This is a genomic window from Virgibacillus sediminis (assembly GCF_042643265.1).
Classification (GTDB): Bacteria; Bacillota; Bacilli; order Bacillales; family Amphibacillaceae; genus Virgibacillus_O; species Virgibacillus_O sediminis.
The window spans coordinates 103,868-119,122 of record NZ_JBHRRZ010000002.1; the positions used below are offsets into that span (position 1 = coordinate 103,868).

The 15,255-nt window shown below is 47.4% G+C and carries 16 protein-coding genes; 11 read left to right on the forward strand and 5 right to left on the reverse strand.

From position 1 onward, the window contains the following. Positions 1-173 precede the first annotated feature (173 nt). A complete protein-coding gene (locus ACFODW_RS01510) occupies positions 174-1,175 on the reverse strand; it encodes a TIGR00341 family protein (protein WP_390301869.1) in 1,002 nt (333 codons plus the stop codon). Positions 1,176-1,467: 292 nt separating this feature from the next. Next, positions 1,468-2,112, reverse strand: a complete 645-nt coding sequence (locus ACFODW_RS01515; protein WP_390301872.1) for a YdhK family protein — start codon at positions 2,110-2,112, stop codon at positions 1,468-1,470. 421 nt (positions 2,113-2,533) lie between these two features. Here ACFODW_RS01515 and tnpA point away from each other — a divergent pair, with 421 nt between their 5' ends. From tnpA to ACFODW_RS01565, 10 genes are all read left to right on the forward strand, one after another. Further along, positions 2,534-2,932, forward strand: a complete 399-nt coding sequence (tnpA, locus tag ACFODW_RS01520; RefSeq protein ID WP_390301875.1) for an IS200/IS605 family transposase — start codon at positions 2,534-2,536, stop codon at positions 2,930-2,932. Positions 2,933-2,936: 4 nt separating this feature from the next. Continuing rightward, the gene (locus ACFODW_RS01525; RefSeq protein WP_390301878.1) at positions 2,937-4,013 is read left to right on the forward strand and encodes an RNA-guided endonuclease TnpB family protein; all 1,077 of its coding nucleotides are present in this window, start codon (positions 2,937-2,939) and stop codon (positions 4,011-4,013) included. Between the two features lie 153 nt (positions 4,014-4,166). Then, positions 4,167-4,301, forward strand: a complete 135-nt coding sequence (locus tag ACFODW_RS01530; RefSeq protein ID WP_390301881.1) for an SHOCT domain-containing protein — start codon at positions 4,167-4,169, stop codon at positions 4,299-4,301. Between the two features lie 47 nt (positions 4,302-4,348). Then, positions 4,349-5,752, forward strand: a complete 1,404-nt coding sequence (locus tag ACFODW_RS01535; RefSeq protein WP_390301884.1) for a sensor histidine kinase — start codon at positions 4,349-4,351, stop codon at positions 5,750-5,752. Beyond that, entirely contained in the window at positions 5,730-6,410 is a 681-nt protein-coding gene (locus ACFODW_RS01540; RefSeq protein WP_390301887.1) for a response regulator transcription factor, read from the forward strand. Before ACFODW_RS01535 ends, ACFODW_RS01540 begins: the two co-directional genes overlap by 23 nt. A 208-nt stretch (positions 6,411-6,618) precedes the next feature. Then, positions 6,619-6,921, forward strand: a complete 303-nt coding sequence (locus ACFODW_RS01545) for a metal-sensing transcriptional repressor (RefSeq protein ID WP_390301890.1) — start codon at positions 6,619-6,621, stop codon at positions 6,919-6,921. 15 nt (positions 6,922-6,936) lie between these two features. Beyond that, a complete protein-coding gene (locus ACFODW_RS01550; RefSeq protein WP_390301893.1) occupies positions 6,937-9,321 on the forward strand; it encodes a heavy metal translocating P-type ATPase in 2,385 nt (794 codons plus the stop codon). 24 nt (positions 9,322-9,345) lie between these two features. Beyond that, on the forward strand, positions 9,346-9,549 hold the full coding sequence (gene copZ, locus ACFODW_RS01555) for a copper chaperone CopZ (RefSeq protein WP_390301896.1): 204 nt from the start codon (positions 9,346-9,348) through the stop codon (positions 9,547-9,549). 36 nt (positions 9,550-9,585) lie between these two features. Beyond that, entirely contained in the window at positions 9,586-10,227 is a 642-nt protein-coding gene (locus tag ACFODW_RS01560) for a class I SAM-dependent methyltransferase (RefSeq protein WP_390301899.1), read from the forward strand. 134 nt (positions 10,228-10,361) lie between these two features. Beyond that, positions 10,362-10,529: a hypothetical protein gene (locus ACFODW_RS01565; RefSeq protein WP_390301902.1), complete on the forward strand. Its 168-nt coding sequence runs from the start codon at positions 10,362-10,364 to the stop codon at positions 10,527-10,529. An 80-nt stretch (positions 10,530-10,609) separates the two neighbouring features. Here the strand turns inward: ACFODW_RS01565 and tatA are convergent, their stop codons facing one another. Genes tatA through ACFODW_RS01580 form a run of 3 tightly spaced genes read right to left on the reverse strand, consistent with a single transcriptional unit; the run spans position 10,610 to position 13,351 of the window. Further along, positions 10,610-10,795 (reverse strand): twin-arginine translocase TatA/TatE family subunit, encoded by a 186-nt coding sequence (tatA, locus tag ACFODW_RS01570; RefSeq protein WP_390301905.1) that lies wholly within the window; start codon positions 10,793-10,795, stop codon positions 10,610-10,612. 31 nt (positions 10,796-10,826) lie between these two features. Next, on the reverse strand, positions 10,827-12,566 hold the full coding sequence (locus ACFODW_RS01575; RefSeq protein ID WP_390301908.1) for a GMC family oxidoreductase: 1,740 nt from the start codon (positions 12,564-12,566) through the stop codon (positions 10,827-10,829). A 35-nt stretch (positions 12,567-12,601) separates the two neighbouring features. Next, positions 12,602-13,351 (reverse strand): gluconate 2-dehydrogenase subunit 3 family protein, encoded by a 750-nt coding sequence (locus ACFODW_RS01580; RefSeq protein ID WP_390301911.1) that lies wholly within the window; start codon positions 13,349-13,351, stop codon positions 12,602-12,604. A 234-nt stretch (positions 13,352-13,585) separates the two neighbouring features. Between ACFODW_RS01580 and ACFODW_RS01585 the strand changes: the two genes are divergently transcribed. Further along, positions 13,586-14,761 (forward strand): DHH family phosphoesterase, encoded by a 1,176-nt coding sequence (locus ACFODW_RS01585; RefSeq protein ID WP_390301914.1) that lies wholly within the window; start codon positions 13,586-13,588, stop codon positions 14,759-14,761. The last annotated feature ends 494 nt before the right edge of the window (positions 14,762-15,255 follow it).

Below are 15,255 nucleotides of genomic sequence, written 5' to 3' on the forward strand. Positions count from 1 at the left end.
GGTGATATCGCTGGTGACCTGGTGATAAATTCTGGCAGCTGCTGATATCGCTTCTGACCCGGCGATAACCCTCGCCCCCCGCCGATACCACCGCCGACCTGGCGATAAAACCACCCACCCGCGGATATCCTCGCCGACTGGAAGATAGGATATTGGCTAAGATAAAAGGCGGCTCAAACCAAATTAACCAAAATGATGGCGATGATCAGGATGATACTGATGATGGAAATGAAGAATAGGGACCATTTTCGGGAGATATGTGCTTTTTGCAAGTCTTGCCAGTTGACCGGTTTGATGCCGGTCAGCCAGAATACGACTACAGCGGAGAGGAGGATGGAATTCACATTGACCATCAGTAGTATGAATGGAACTGTTGCTTCTATCCAATTCCCTGTTCCCAGTACCATACCGAAGACGACAGCGGGCGGCAGCAATGCGACAGAAACCATGACACCTACCAATGCGCCTTCATTTCTTTTGACAAAAGACAGAGCTCCGGCCGCTCCCGAAGCCAGAGCAACGGCAACGTCAATCAACTGGATATCTGTCCTTGACAGGAATTCTTCACTGTAGATCGGCGGTTCAAAGAAGAAGCCGAAAGCAGTTGCTACAAGGATGGGAACGCCTATGCCGAATAAAGAGGTGCGTCCTGCAGTTCGCATTAACTTGAAATCTCCTAGAACAGAGGCGAAGGATACAGCTGTGACGGGGCCAATGATCGGGGCGATCACCATCGCACCGATGACAATGGCCGGGCTGTTCTTGATGATTCCTACCGTGGCTACAATGGCAGAGAACAGAATGAACCACATATAGCTGATGCTCATGCGTCCGGAATCTTCCACAGCCGTATATAATTCATGTCTGCTGGCCCGCTGCAGGTCTTTTTCCTTCTCTTCTTTTTCCTCGGGGGATTCTTCCTTTTTCTCTTGCCTTGGAAGGTATGTTCGTACAGGCAGCAGCATCACCTGATAGGCATCCTTTTCAACGGGAAGCCTTTCCAGATAATCAAGGATTTTCTCGGAATTATTGGTTTCTACCAAAATCCTGGTTAACAGAGTGTTTTCCCCTGTGGATTCAGCCGTCCAATAGGAAACGACGGGAAACAGGTCTTTCATTTCCTCTATATCTAGAAGTTCCTGTGGTGCATAGATCTCCAGCAGCTGTAAGGGCATACCGTATCCGCCTCGCTTTCCATTATTTTTTATGTACAATTATTGTTACCGTTTCTTTCTGTTTCATGAGTCCTTTCAGACATGCCTTAGGAATGGTTGGCCCCTACAGAAATTTGGTCCCGCATGGCAGCTGCATATGGGAAAGTGAAAAAATTCATTGGTAAGGAGAAATAGATACGTACGTGAATGAATGGAACAGAGGGTAGGGAGGGAGCTACTGTCGAGCAGATAAGAGTCAAGCTGTTACTATGAAAAAAAGCCCTATACAAAATGGATAGGACTTTTTCTATATTTACTCTTCCGCTAATTCGCCTTCTGTCACCCATTTATGGTTGGTGACTTCTTGGCCGTCAGCTGTGGTGAAATCTACCATGTAGACGGTAGTTTCATTTGCCTCATCTATTTCTGCAGTTGCGCCATCCATGCCCTGCATGTGATCGGCATTCAATGTAACTTCTTCTCCAGGCTCCAATGGTTCCTCACCTGGATTCTCAAGCTCTTCGTGGATGACCCATTTATGATTTTCCACGGGTTCTCCTCCGTCCACAGGAGTGTACGAAACCATATAGGCGGTTGTATCATAGGCTCCTGTAATAGTGGCTTCGGCTCCTTCCATGCCTTCCATATGGCCTTCTGTTATCACAGCTTGGCTTCCAGGTTCATAGGCAGGGTTTTCCGCCTCTTCCAATGAAGCAGGAACTTCTCCGGAGCTGGAGTGGTTATGTCCTTCCATACTCTCTTCATCTGATGTATCGCCTTCCTTGGTTTCTTGTCGATTTTCACTATCATCGGACTCCCCGGATTGCATTTCCATGTTCTCTTCGGTCTCTGTCCCTTCGTTGTTATTCTGGGTGCTATTTTCCTCTTCAGCCCCACCGCAGGCAGCCAGAACCAATGTCACTGCCAGCATGATAAGACCCAACATGATTTTTCGCATTGCATAGTACCTCCTTCAATTTATGGGCATGTCGATAACATACCCATAAATTGTGCAATTTCTATGCAAAGGGTGTTACAAATTTTTAACAACCATTGTTTATGCACGGTTTTTGCATATCTCTCCATTAGAGTTAAGATGAAAGATGAGGAAGGAGTGGGAAGGATGCATGCAATGCACGGCTATGGCGCTGGGTTGCCCATGACTCTGATGGCGGTTTTCTGGATCGGACTTATTGTATTGGGGGTTTACAGATGTTCCGAGCGAGAAAGCCCACGGTTTTAATCGTGGGATGATAGCTCGGTCGGATACGGAGTACCACTAAAAGCCGCAAAGTTTATGGCGCTTCAAGTATCCGAAAATTCCTTCTTTTCAAGTTGTGTTTGTTGTAGTTTGGCAAATAAACAAATACAATAAGTATATGAATGAGTACAGAAGAACAAAAACAACCGTATCATTAGTAAACTACCATTTCGTTTTTTGTCCTCGATACAGAAGGAAAATATTCCTCCGTGCGGATGTTGAGGAACGTTTTAAACAGTTAGTACAAGAAATATGTGGAGAATTGGAAATTATCATTGTCGCTTTAGAGTGCGATAAAGACCACACCCATTTATTTCTAAATGCACCACCAACATTTAGTCCTGCTGGAATCATGGCAAAAATCAAAGGAGTGACTTCTAAAAAGTTGAGAGAGGAATTTTCTCATCTTCAACATTTGCCAAGCCTATGGACTCGTTCCTACTTTGTATCTACCGCGGGGAGTGTATCGAGCGAAACCATTAAACAGTATGTGGAACAACAAAAAACAAGGGGGTGAAACTGTGTCGCAAACTATAACCGTCAAAATAAAACTGCTTCCGACAAAAGAACAAGCAACTATCTTGCAAGAAATGAGTAAGGAATATATCTCTACTATCAATATTCTTGTGTCAGAAATGGTTGCTGAAAAGAAAAGCACAAAAAAATCAAGTAAGGATATTTCTGCCCCTTTGCCAAGTGCAGTCAAGAATCAAGCTATTAAGGATGCTAAAAGCCTGTTCAAGAAAGTAAAGAAAAGTAAACTTGCTACTGTTCCTGTTTTGAAGAAGCCTGTATGCATTTGGAATAACCAAAACTACTCTTTCGATTTCACTCATATCCGCCTCCCATTGATGATTGACGGGAAGGCGAAGAAAACACCTGTCCGTGCGTTATTAGTCGACAAAAAGAATCGTACCTTCAATTTGTTGAAGCACAAAACAGGAACGCTCCGCATCACCAGAAAATCAGGAAAGTGGATGGCCCAAATAGCTGTCACGATTCAGCCAACAAAAAAGACAGGAACGAAAATTATGGGAGTTGACTTGGGACTGAAGATTCCTGCTGTTGCTGTGACCGATAATGGAAAGGTGCGCTTTTTCGGCAACGGCAAGCGGAACAAGTTTATGAAACGAAGATTCAGGGCTAAACGAAAGAAGCTCGGACACAAAAAGAAATGGAATGCCATTCGGAATCTCAACGATAAAGAACAGCGTTGGATGAGGGACCAAGACCATAAGGTCAGTCGTGCCATTGTAGATTTTGCCAAACAACAGAAAGTCTCTGTCATTCGCTTGGAAAAATTAGCGAACATCCGGCAGACGGCAAGAACAAGCCGTAAAAACGAAAAGAACCTGCACACGTGGTCATTTTATCGTATTGCTCAATTTATCGAGTACAAAGCGAATCTGGAAGGCATCGAAATCGAATATGTGAACCCCGCTCATACAAGTCAAACCTGTCCGGATTGTAGTGAAAAAAATAAGGCACAAGACCGAAAATACAGGTGTAAGTGTGGATTCGAGAAACATCGAGATATAGTCGGTGCAATGAATATAAGATATGCACCTGTGATTGATGGTAATAGTCAATCAGCCTAAGATGCTATATGCACTGTCTTAGGAGGGGTGATGGCACACCCCCATCTAAAGACCTGTCCAAAACAGAAATGGACTGCGGGCGCGAAGGTACTTTAGAATCCCACTCAAAATCCGAAGGATCTGAGCTTGCGGCTTTAGCCGTGGGAGTGTCAATTGGTTGTACAATTTATTCATGGAAAAGATAGAAGAGCACCTCGCCATATTTTAAAAGAACGGCTGGCGAAGGGTGAAATCAGTGTGGAAGAGTACGAGAGACTGAGGCGGGTACTGAAACAACCCGAAAAATAGGAAGCCGCTCAAACGCTCCCGAATACAGAGATGAATGAGGTAACATGATGTTCAATCGGATTTCGTTAAAAATAGGATTACTGTTCTTTATCTTTATACTACTACTGGAATCCTTGCTGTTCACCATTTTATATATCAATATGGCCAACACACGCATTGAGGAAGTGATGGATAATCTGTTAGCCAGGGGTAATACCCACCGGGATGTCCTGGAAGACAGTTATAATGAACAGACACTCGAGCACGTAGGGATGATGGAGGCCGCTTCCGATTTCATTGTGATCATCACCGATCGTGACGGAACGGTAGTGGCTAATTCAGATCCGGTAGAAAAGGAAATGGCGGAAGTAATGGAACACACCAATCACAGAAATACCCCTGAGGGGGGTGCGGTAGTAGAAGATCGGTGGAAGGAAAAAGATTATATTGCGACAGATAGCCCGATCACCATTGGCGGGCAGCATGAGGGCCATGTTTTCATGTTCGCAAACACGGTCCATGTCAAGAGGGTCCTGGACCAGATCAGTGATCAGTTCGCAGTGGTCGGGCTTTTCACCCTCGGTTTGACGATTATTACGATCTTTATCCTTTCGAGGTTCATCACGCTCCCTCTGATACAGATGAAGGAAGCCACCGAACAGCTCAGCAGGGGGAGGAATAAGGTGGAACTTCAGACAGGGCGGAGAGATGAGCTGGGTGAGTTGGCCGGTTCCATTACCAGGCTTTCCGATGATCTGGAACGGATCAAAAAGGAAAGGAATGATTTTCTTTCCCACATCTCCCATGAACTAAGGACACCGCTGACCTATATTAAGGGATATGCAGATATCCTGGGAAGAAAGGATATTACCGAGGAGAACCGCAAAAAGTATATTCATATTGTCAGGGAAGAAACGGAACAGCTGGCTGCCTTAATCAAAAATCTCTTTGATTTGGCGAAAATGGACCAGAATAATTTCACCATTCAAAGGCAGGAGGTAAATTTGAAGAGATTTGCCGATTCCATTGCAGAGTTGGTGGAACCGGTCTTTTCAGCCAAGGATATTACCTTGAGAGTTATTTGCCCCGAAGGCGTGACGGCAGAGATTGATCCCGAGCGGTTCCAGCAGGTACTGCTCAATATCTTGGACAATGCTGGCAAACATACACATGCCGGGGATGAAGTCTGTTTAAGGGTGGAGCAGACAGGAGAGACCGTCCGAATCAGCATTGCGGATACGGGGGAGGGGGTTCCTGAAGAGGACCTTCCTCATCTATTCGACCGTCTGTATCGGGTAGAGAAATCACGCTCGCGATCGGCAGGAGGCTCCGGGCTCGGGTTGTCGATCGCCAAGGAAATCGTGGAAGCACATGGGGGGACCATCGAAGTGGATAGTAAATTAGGGAAAGGAACCGAGATGATGATCAAACTGGAAGGGGGGAGAGAATGTGTATCAAGTTCTTCTGATTGATGACGAGCCAAGAATGTTGGATTTGCTTGAACTCTACTTGGCTCCATATGACTATGTATGCGAAAAAGCTGCCGGCGCCGAAGAGGCACTGGACATGATGAAACAGGAAGCATTCGATATAATCCTACTCGACATTATGATGCCTGGGATGGATGGTTGGGAACTGTGCCGGGAGATCCGGCTCTTTTCCGAAGTGCCGATCATCATGCTGACTGCTCGGGGGCTGCAGGAGGATATTGTAAAAGGTCTCCGGCTGGGGGCAGATGATTATATGATCAAACCATTCGATGAAGAAGAGCTGCTTGCGAGAATGGAGGCGCTATTGCGCAGGAGCTCCCCGAGGCATGTAGTAGAATTTAAAGGGCTTGTTTGGGACAAGGACCGCTTCGAGCTGAGTTATAAACAGAACACTATAAAGTTGACCCCCAAGGAGTTTGACATGCTTGGCCTGCTCATGCAGCATCCACATAAAGTGTTCAGCAGGGATAAGCTGTTGGAACTCATATGGGGAATCGATGCGGAGACAGAAGGAAGGACTGTTGATTCCCATGTCCGTAATATGAGGGAAAAAATCCGTGATGCTGGATTTCCGATTGATGAACATTTTAAGACCGTATGGGGTGTCGGATACAAGTGGGTGGTACGAAAGGGAGAATAGTAAGTAGAGCGGCGTACTTCGCGATGATTGGTAAATGCCATAAATTGCAGCATACTAAGAAAGGCACACGTCCATAGCTTGCAGGACTAATGCTTGATCTCCACGGAAACTGCACAGGTTTTTTACATAAATACGGCCCTCCATTTCTTGACTTTTATACTATAGGGGGGTATCCTATAATTAGAAAATGTTAAAGGAAGTGGATCAGATGGATGAATTTCTGCATGACCACCCGATTACCCCCCGAACCGATGCCGAGAAGCAACAGGTTGTGAACCGTCTGAAGCGGATTGAGGGGCAGGTACGGGGAATTCAAAAAATGGTCGAAGAGGATCGTTACTGTGTCGATATATTGGTGCAAATCAGTGCCATTAATGCAGCATTGAAAAAGGTCGGTTTTACGGTGGCTGAACGGCATGCGAAGCATTGTGTCAGCCATGCGGTGAAATCTGGCGAAGGAGAAGAAGCGATAGAGGAACTGCTCCAGGTAATGAAACAGTTCTCTAAGTAAAGGAGGGATATCATCATGGGTGAAGAAAAGCATTTGGATATAGGTGTAACGGGTATGACCTGTGCAGCCTGTTCGAGCCGGGTGGAAAAGGTGCTGAATAAAATGGACGGGGTCGAAGCACAAGTTAACCTCACCACGGAAAAGGCGAGCATTGATTACCGGCCGGATGAAGTTTCTGTGGAAGACATCACCAACCGGATAGAAAAACTGGGATACGGTGTCCAAACAGAGAAGGTAGAGTTCGATGTGACCGGCATGACCTGTGCGGCTTGCTCCAGCCGGATTGAAAAGGTGCTGAATAAGCAGGAGGGCATCAGCCAGGCAAGTGTAAACCTCGCGTCAGAAAGTGCCACGATCGAGTACAATCCGGGGATGATGGAGGAAAAGGACATTATCGGCCGCATCCAAAAACTCGGCTATGATGCCAAACCGAAGGCAGACAAAGTGGAAAAGCAGTCACAGAAAGAGAAGCAACTGGAGCGGATGAAGCAGAAGCTGATTGTTTCCTCCATTCTGACGCTTCCGTTGCTGATCACCATGCTTGACCACTTGTTCGGCATCGCATTGCCGGATATTCTGATGAATCCTTGGTTCCAACTGGCGCTTGCGACTCCTATCCAATTCATCATCGGCTGGCAGTTCTATGTCGGTGCCTATAAGAATCTCCGGAGTGGCGGGGCCAATATGGATGTATTGGTTGCCCTCGGCACCAGTGCGGCGTATTTCTACAGTCTCTATGAGGCATTCCGCACGATTGGAAATCCGGATTACATGCCGCATCTGTATTTTGAGACAAGTGCCATCATCATTACGCTGATTCTTTTCGGCAAGTATTTGGAGATGACGGCAAAAGGAAAAACGACGATGGCCATTTCCAAACTTCTCAACCTCCAAGCCAAGCAGGCGAGGATTATCAAGAATGGGGAAGAAGTGATGGTCCCGGTGGAAGAAGTAGTGGTCGGCGACCGGCTGGTCATCAAGCCGGGGGAGAAAATCCCGGTCGATGGTGTCGTTGTGAAGGGAAGGACATCGGTGGATGAATCCATGCTGACAGGTGAATCCATTCCGGTGGAAAAAGAAGAGCAGGCAACCGTCATCGGCTCCACCCTTAATAAAAACGGCAGCATTGAAATGGAAGCAACCAAGGTTGGAAAGGATACCGCACTTGCCTCCATTGTGAAAGCAGTAGAGGATGCTCAAGGCTCAAAGGCGCCGATTCAGCGGTTGGCCGATATCATTTCCGGATATTTCGTGCCGATTGTCGTCGGGATAGCCATTGTGACATTCATCATCTGGATCACCCTGGTCTCTCCTGGAAATGTCGAGCCTGCACTGGTGGCAGCCATTGCTGTATTGGTGATCGCCTGCCCTTGCGCACTCGGTCTGGCCACCCCGACCTCAATCATGGTCGGAACAGGCAAAGGGGCAGAATCAGGCATCCTGTTCAAAGGCGGAGAACACCTGGAACGCACGCACCAGCTCGATGTCATCGTCATGGACAAAACCGGAACCATTACTAGAGGCAAGCCGGAAGTCACCGATTTCACCGGGGATGAAGAGACACTGCATCTTTTGGCAAGCGCTGAAAAAGGCTCCGAGCATCCATTGGCGGAAGCTATTGTTGCTCATGCCACGGAACGCGATTTGAAATTAGCAGACGCCGATGCATTCCAGGCAATACCCGGCCACGGTATAGAGGCGGTGGTATCCGGGAAACGTGTACTTGTAGGAAACAGAAAGCTGCTAGCGGAACATGGCATCGAGGCGGCTAGTGCAGAAAGTGAGCTGGCAAGGTATGAGTCCGAGGGGAAAACGGCCATGCTGATTGCTGTGGACGGTGTTTTTCAAGGAATTGTGGCAGTAGCTGACACGATCAAGGAGACGGCACCGGAAGCAGTCCGCCAGCTGAAGGAGCAGGGACTTCAAGTGGTGATGCTGACTGGGGATAATGAACGGACAGCCAGTGCGATTGCCAGCCAGGTTGGAATAGATCAGGTTATTGCCCAAGTCCTTCCCGGCGAAAAGGCTGATAAAGTAAAAGAGATACAGCTGGAAGGGAAAAAAGTGGCCATGGTCGGTGATGGGGTAAACGACGCTCCTGCACTTGCTGTCGCAGATATCGGGATTGCGATCGGCACCGGCACGGAGGTTGCTATCGAAGCGGCGGATGTCACTATCCTTGGCGGAGAACTGCTGCTGATCCCAAAAGCCATCAGGCTCAGCCATTCGACCATCAAGAATATCCGCCAGAATCTGTTTTGGGCTTTTGCCTATAATAGTGCCGGCATTCCGATTGCGGCTCTCGGCCTGTTGGCCCCTTGGGTTGCCGGAGGAGCCATGGCGCTCAGTTCAGTAAGTGTTGTTACTAACTCTCTTCGTTTGAAGCGGGTTAAGATATAATCATAAAGAAAAGGGGTAATAGACATGGAAACAACATTGAATGTAAAAGGAATGACTTGCGGCCATTGCAAGATGTCTGTAGAAGGCGCATTGAAAAATCTTGAAGGCGTTAACAGCGCAGAAGTTGATCTCGGAAGCGGAAAAGTGAAGGTAGCATACGAAGAAGGAAAAGTTACGGTGGAAGATATGCGTGAAGCGGTGGAAGATCAAGGCTATGATGTAGCATAATAGCAAAAGCCGGTACCCGAACGGGGGATCCGGCTTTTGTCTTGGAATGAAAATAAAGGAGTGAGAAAGATGGGCACCTGCTTCTCCCACGTATATGATCCACTGATGAGCCCACTTGAAAAGAAGTATATTGGAGGGCTCAGAAGAAAGCTGATCTCCGGCCAAACCGGAAACATCCTGGAAGTCGGCGCAGGGACGGGGTTGAATTTTCCCTATTATGACCAGGCCGAAAAAGTGGTGGCAGTGGAACCGGACTCGTCTATGAGGGAAAAGTCGCTGGCCAGGGCGCAGGAGGCCCGTGTGCTGATTGAGCTGGTGGAAGCTTCTGGAGAATCTCTGCCATTTGCAGACGACACGTTTGATGCCGCTGTCGCTGCCTTGGTATTTTGCACCATACCTGAACCTGAACAAGCGCTCCGGGAACTCAGCAGGGTATGTAAACCAGGAGCGCCAATCCTGTTCCTGGAACATGTAAGGTTGGAAGGACCGCTAGGAAAACTGCAGGATGGATTGACACCGGTATGGAAGAAGATGTGTGATGGCTGCCATTTAAATAGGGACACCATTTCCTTGGTGGAAAATAACTTCCAGATGATCCGGGTGGAACGCCATTTGAAGAATATCTTTGTGTTGATGGAAGCGATGAATGAAAAAATGTCAAAATTGCATACACGATAGCCGTTTTTCTTCGATTTACAGACAAATTCCTGCACAACCTTGAATAATTTCAAATAAATATAGAAATGAATAAGAATATGTTATAAAGTAGTAGGGAAGCTAAGGATATAAACCAAAGGAGAGTTTACCAGGAAATGAGTGGCTATTGTATTACGTATCAGACAGAAGAGGGTCTGATCAGGAGAACGGTCGTCCAGGCAGAGACTAAGCAGGAAGCACATGAAATCGCCAGCAAAGAACTAGAAGAGAGCACTGTCCTGTATGCACAGGAAGAAGATTATTACCTGGATGCCTTTCTATAGTAAAACAGGCCGAGCCCCCGATGAGAGGGCCGGCCTGTTTTATTTTTTTCACGTTTTTTAGAATGAATTGGAGAGATTTTTTATGTTTCCGTTCTCTGTTCCTTTTTGTCCGGTTGATCGTCTTCAACCAATTCAGTAGCAGACTGTTTGAAAGCTGTCAGTGTCTGTCCCACTGCTTTTCCTATTTCCGGGAGCTTTTTGGGCCCGAAAATAATCAAGGCAATAATCAGGATAAGAATCAGGCCGGGTACACCAATATTAGCCATAGCTTTCAACTCCTTCGCCTAAACTTCGGAATTAGACTGTCTCGGTTTTCTGAGGTGCTTTGACCAACTGTCCACCGGTATCAAGGAATTCCTTGATACCTTCTGCCGCACGGTAAGCTAGTGCACCGACTGTACCTGTCGGGTTATAGCCTCCATTATGGGCAAAAGCGGAAGCGCCGACAACGAATACATTGTCATGGTCCCACATTTGCAGGTAATTATTTACTGCAGATGTTTCCGGATCTGCCCCCATGATGACGCCTCCGGTATTATGGGTGGTCTGGTATGGAACAATGTCATAATGCTCCGGCATGCTGGCTTTTTCTACGATATTGGCTCCCATTTCCTTCATGATTTCGGCGGCACGGTCGGACAGGTATTCATGCAGTTTACGGTCCTGTTCAGTAAAATCATAGTTTAAACGGAGCAGTGGATTGCCATGTACATCGGTATAAGTAGGATCCAGATCCAAGTAATTATCGCGGTGCGGCATCGAAGCCCCTTGTGCACTGATAGAAAGGGCACGGTTGAAATAATGCAGTGATTTGGCTTTGAACTCCGCTCCCCAGGAAGGTGTGTCCTTAGGCACCGGATTATTGGCAATCGGCCGCCGTCCGGTTTGAGTGATGGACATGCTGCCTCCATGGATGAAATCAAGGTCGGAGTGGTCAAAGTTGTCTCCATTATAATCGTCCACTGTAGCTCCTAATGCACCTGCCCCCATAAATGTATTGAACTTCTCCTCTTCAAAGTAGCCATTAGCCCCAGGGAGAATCTGATAGCAGTAGTTTTTGCCGATGACACCTGTGCCTGTTTCCGGGTCATATGGTTCGCCCAATCCGGATTGCAGAAGCAGGCGGGTATTGTTCAATACATAACTGGTCATGACGACCACATCTGCAGGCTGGATGAATTCTTCGCCTGATTTCAAATCGATGTATCGAACCCCGGTTGCCCTGCCGCCTTCTTTGATGACTTCTACGACATCGGCATCCGTGCGCAGTTCGAAATTACCGGTCTGCTGTGCGGTCGGGATCACCGTCACATTCGGACTTGACTTGGCTCCATACTCACAACCGAACCGCTCACAGAACCCACAGTACTGGCAGGCATTGATTTGCTGGCCATCAGGATTCTCGTAGTTTTCGGACAGGTTTGCGGACGGCATTTGAAATGGATGCAGTCCCAGGTTGCTGGCAGCTTCTTTAAATCGGTCGAGGATTGGAGTACTCTTCATTGGCGGTGTAGGATAGTCATTGCTGCGCGGAGCACCCATTGGATTGTCTTCGCCGCTGATTCCCGTCGTCTCTTCATATCTGTAGAAATAGGGCTCCAATTCTTCATAGGTGATTCCCCAGTCCTGCAGCGTATACTCGCTTCCCAGTTTATTTTCTCCATATTTTTCATCGGTCATAGACTTGATCTGCAGGTCGTAGGGAAGGAAACGCCAAGTTTGTCCGTTCCAGTGAACACCTGCTCCACCGACACCTTCGCCGGGGAGGAAGGATCCCCATTGTCTGATCGGCAATGCCCGCTCGTCCCGGTTGTTGCGGAAAGTAAGTGTCTCCCTGGATGCATCTTGCATGAGGTCAAGGCGGATTGCATAGCGGTATTCATCATGAATCATCTGGAAATCTTCGGTGGACCGGTTCTGGCCACGTTCCAGTCCGACCACCTGAATTCCCTGCTTGGCCAGTTCGGCAGCAATGATGCCGCCTGTCCAGCCTACCCCTACTGTAACAACTTGAACTTTATCCAATGTGGTTGCCATATGTATCCTCCTTTATTTATGTTATTTTTCATCGTTTACTTGAGTTGGCTGTGCAATGATTGCGGTTCGATTTCTACAAACTCTTCACTATCGATCTGGTTCAGATAACTCATCTGATGGCCTGGGAATTCCTTCATCTTCCAGCCTTCCATCTCTTCATTCCCGTTATAGAGCGGATCGGCATAGGCCCCTCTAAGTGTTGCGGAACGAAGCAGTTCGAAAAAGTCGCTGCTGGACACACCCTTCAGATCCACTTCATTATTTTCAAACTTCTGCAACAGCTCATCCTGCTGCTCACCTTCCAGCTCAGTGAAAGATGTGTTGTGAGCCGAATTGCTTTCCCGATCAAGGGCCCGGATTCCCTCCATGAAGATTTCTTTGCGCTTCAAGCGGGATTGATAGCCTTGATAATCGGTACCTGGATAGAAAGGCCCCTGCATATATGTTTTTTCATTATTACCATAGCTTCCGGCGAGCTGGTGGTCGATAAAGTAAGGGACTCCCAACCCGATTGCCCCTGTGCCATTTTCGTCCTCCGGGAAAATCCGTTCTGTGGCAGCGCTTAAAATATCGAAGTCCTTTTGTCTGGTAAAAAACATGAGTGCGTGCTGGTAATCTGTCTGCTCTCCTTGAGGGGAAGTCGTCGCTTGCTGGGATCCATCATCAAGGTTGACCCCCAGCAGAGAACCAAGAATTCCGCCGCCGACAACCCCGCCGGCTACATACCCTGAGTTCTTCAGAAAACGGCGTCTCGACATGTCTGGTGCATTATTTTTGTCTGCCATTTGATACCCTCCCTTGGTCTTTTGGAGTCATATTTTGTTTTTACCCACTAGAAAATTAAGGTAAACATGGAATTTCCAGGGGAGTACGACAATTTGGTGAATGGCGGGAGTATTCATTTTCCTGTAAAATGGTTATCATTGGTAAGATATAAGGTTGTTAGAACTTGGAGTGGATGAGTAGATAAGCAATAATTTCACCGGGTTTTATCCATACTACATGCAGAGGTGAGGAATATGTATAAATTGCTTTCACATAACGACTTGGACGGGGTGGGCTGCGGAATCGTGGCGAAACTCGCATTCGGCAAGGATGTGGATGTCCGGTACAACTCCGTCTCCAGTCTGGATCGGGAAGTGAAGTATTTTCTGGAGAATGGCGACAAGGAAACGTTTCTGCTGATCACCGACTTGTCGGTGAATGAAGAAAATGAGCAGGCATTGAATGAATTTTACCAGTCGGGCGGGCAGGTTCAGATGATCGATCATCATAAAACTGCTCTTCCCTTCAATGCTTATGAATGGGCCGACGTGTCTGTAGAAGATGAGAACGGGAAACTGCATGCGGCAACATCCCTGCTGTACGATTATCTAGTCACAGAGGGCCATTTGGAGCCTTCCGAGGGAATCGAGGAGTTTGTCGAGCTGGTCCGCCAGTATGATACATGGGAATGGGAAGCCAATGAGAACCAGAAAGCACAGCGGCTGAATGCGTTGTTTTTCCTCGTATCCATCGATGAGTTTGAAGAGACCATGCTGGAGCGGCTGCAGGAACGTGCCTCCTTTGACTTTGATGAGTTTGAGAAGAGGCTCTTGGATATGGAAGAAAACAAAATCCAGCGCTATATCCGGAGGAAGCGCAAGCAGCTCATCCAGAAAAAAGTCGGCAGCCATTATGCAGGGATTGTCCATGCGGAATCCTATCACTCCGAACTGGGCAACCAGCTTGGCAAAGACTATCCGCATCTTGACTACATTGTCATCTTGAATATGGGAGGCAGACGGATGGGCTTCCGTACCATCCATGATGATGTGGATGTATCAGAAGTGGCTGGTGAGTATGGGGGCGGTGGCCATGCTAAGGCGGCTGGGAGCCTGATGACGGAAGAGGCTTTCAAAACGTTCGTACAGGAAGCCTTTCAGCTTGAGCCGCTACGCGAAGATGCATGGCGTAACCGCTACAACCGCAAGGCCTCTTCCTTTGGATCCCTGTATCAGGACCGCAGCGATGCCCTGTACTTCGTTCACCCGCAGCAGGACGGCCAATGGGTGATCGACCGGAATCATAAGACATTGGAAGGTACGTACAAGGATTTCTGGGAAGCGGAAAAAGCCCTTAAAAAAGAGTATGAGGCATGGCTGGTCAGAGACGATATGTTTGTCAGCTTTTTGATGAAACAGTTAAAGAAATGATTTTTACTATGCCTAAGTTAAGATAACAGCGAAAGAGGCTGGGACAGAAATGTTTATCCTAAGATAAATCTGAACTAACTAAAGAATTTAAGTAGAGGATAGGAGCCGCTCCGGAAATGCACTTCGCTTTTTAGCGTGGTGAGCCTCCACGTGTTAACGCATTGTGGTGTCTCACCTATGCCTTTCTCTTTCCTCCGTTGGTTCGGTTCATTATTATTCGTCTGTAGGATTCAACGTTTTACTTATGTCCCAGTCTCTTTCTTTTAGGGCTTGGAAATTTTCAAGTTGCGGATATTCAGCAAGAAGAAGGCAGGCTCCTGGATCCATGATGGATAGCACACTTTCACAGACAAAAGATGCAGCTATCTGTTTGGCTCAAAATGAATGTCCGGAATGGGATAGCCTGTTTGTACAGACGTCTTGAGGATGCTCTGAGGCTTGAGAAGATTATTTTTTTAGTGAAGCCTGCTCCTGTGATACGATGATATTACAGC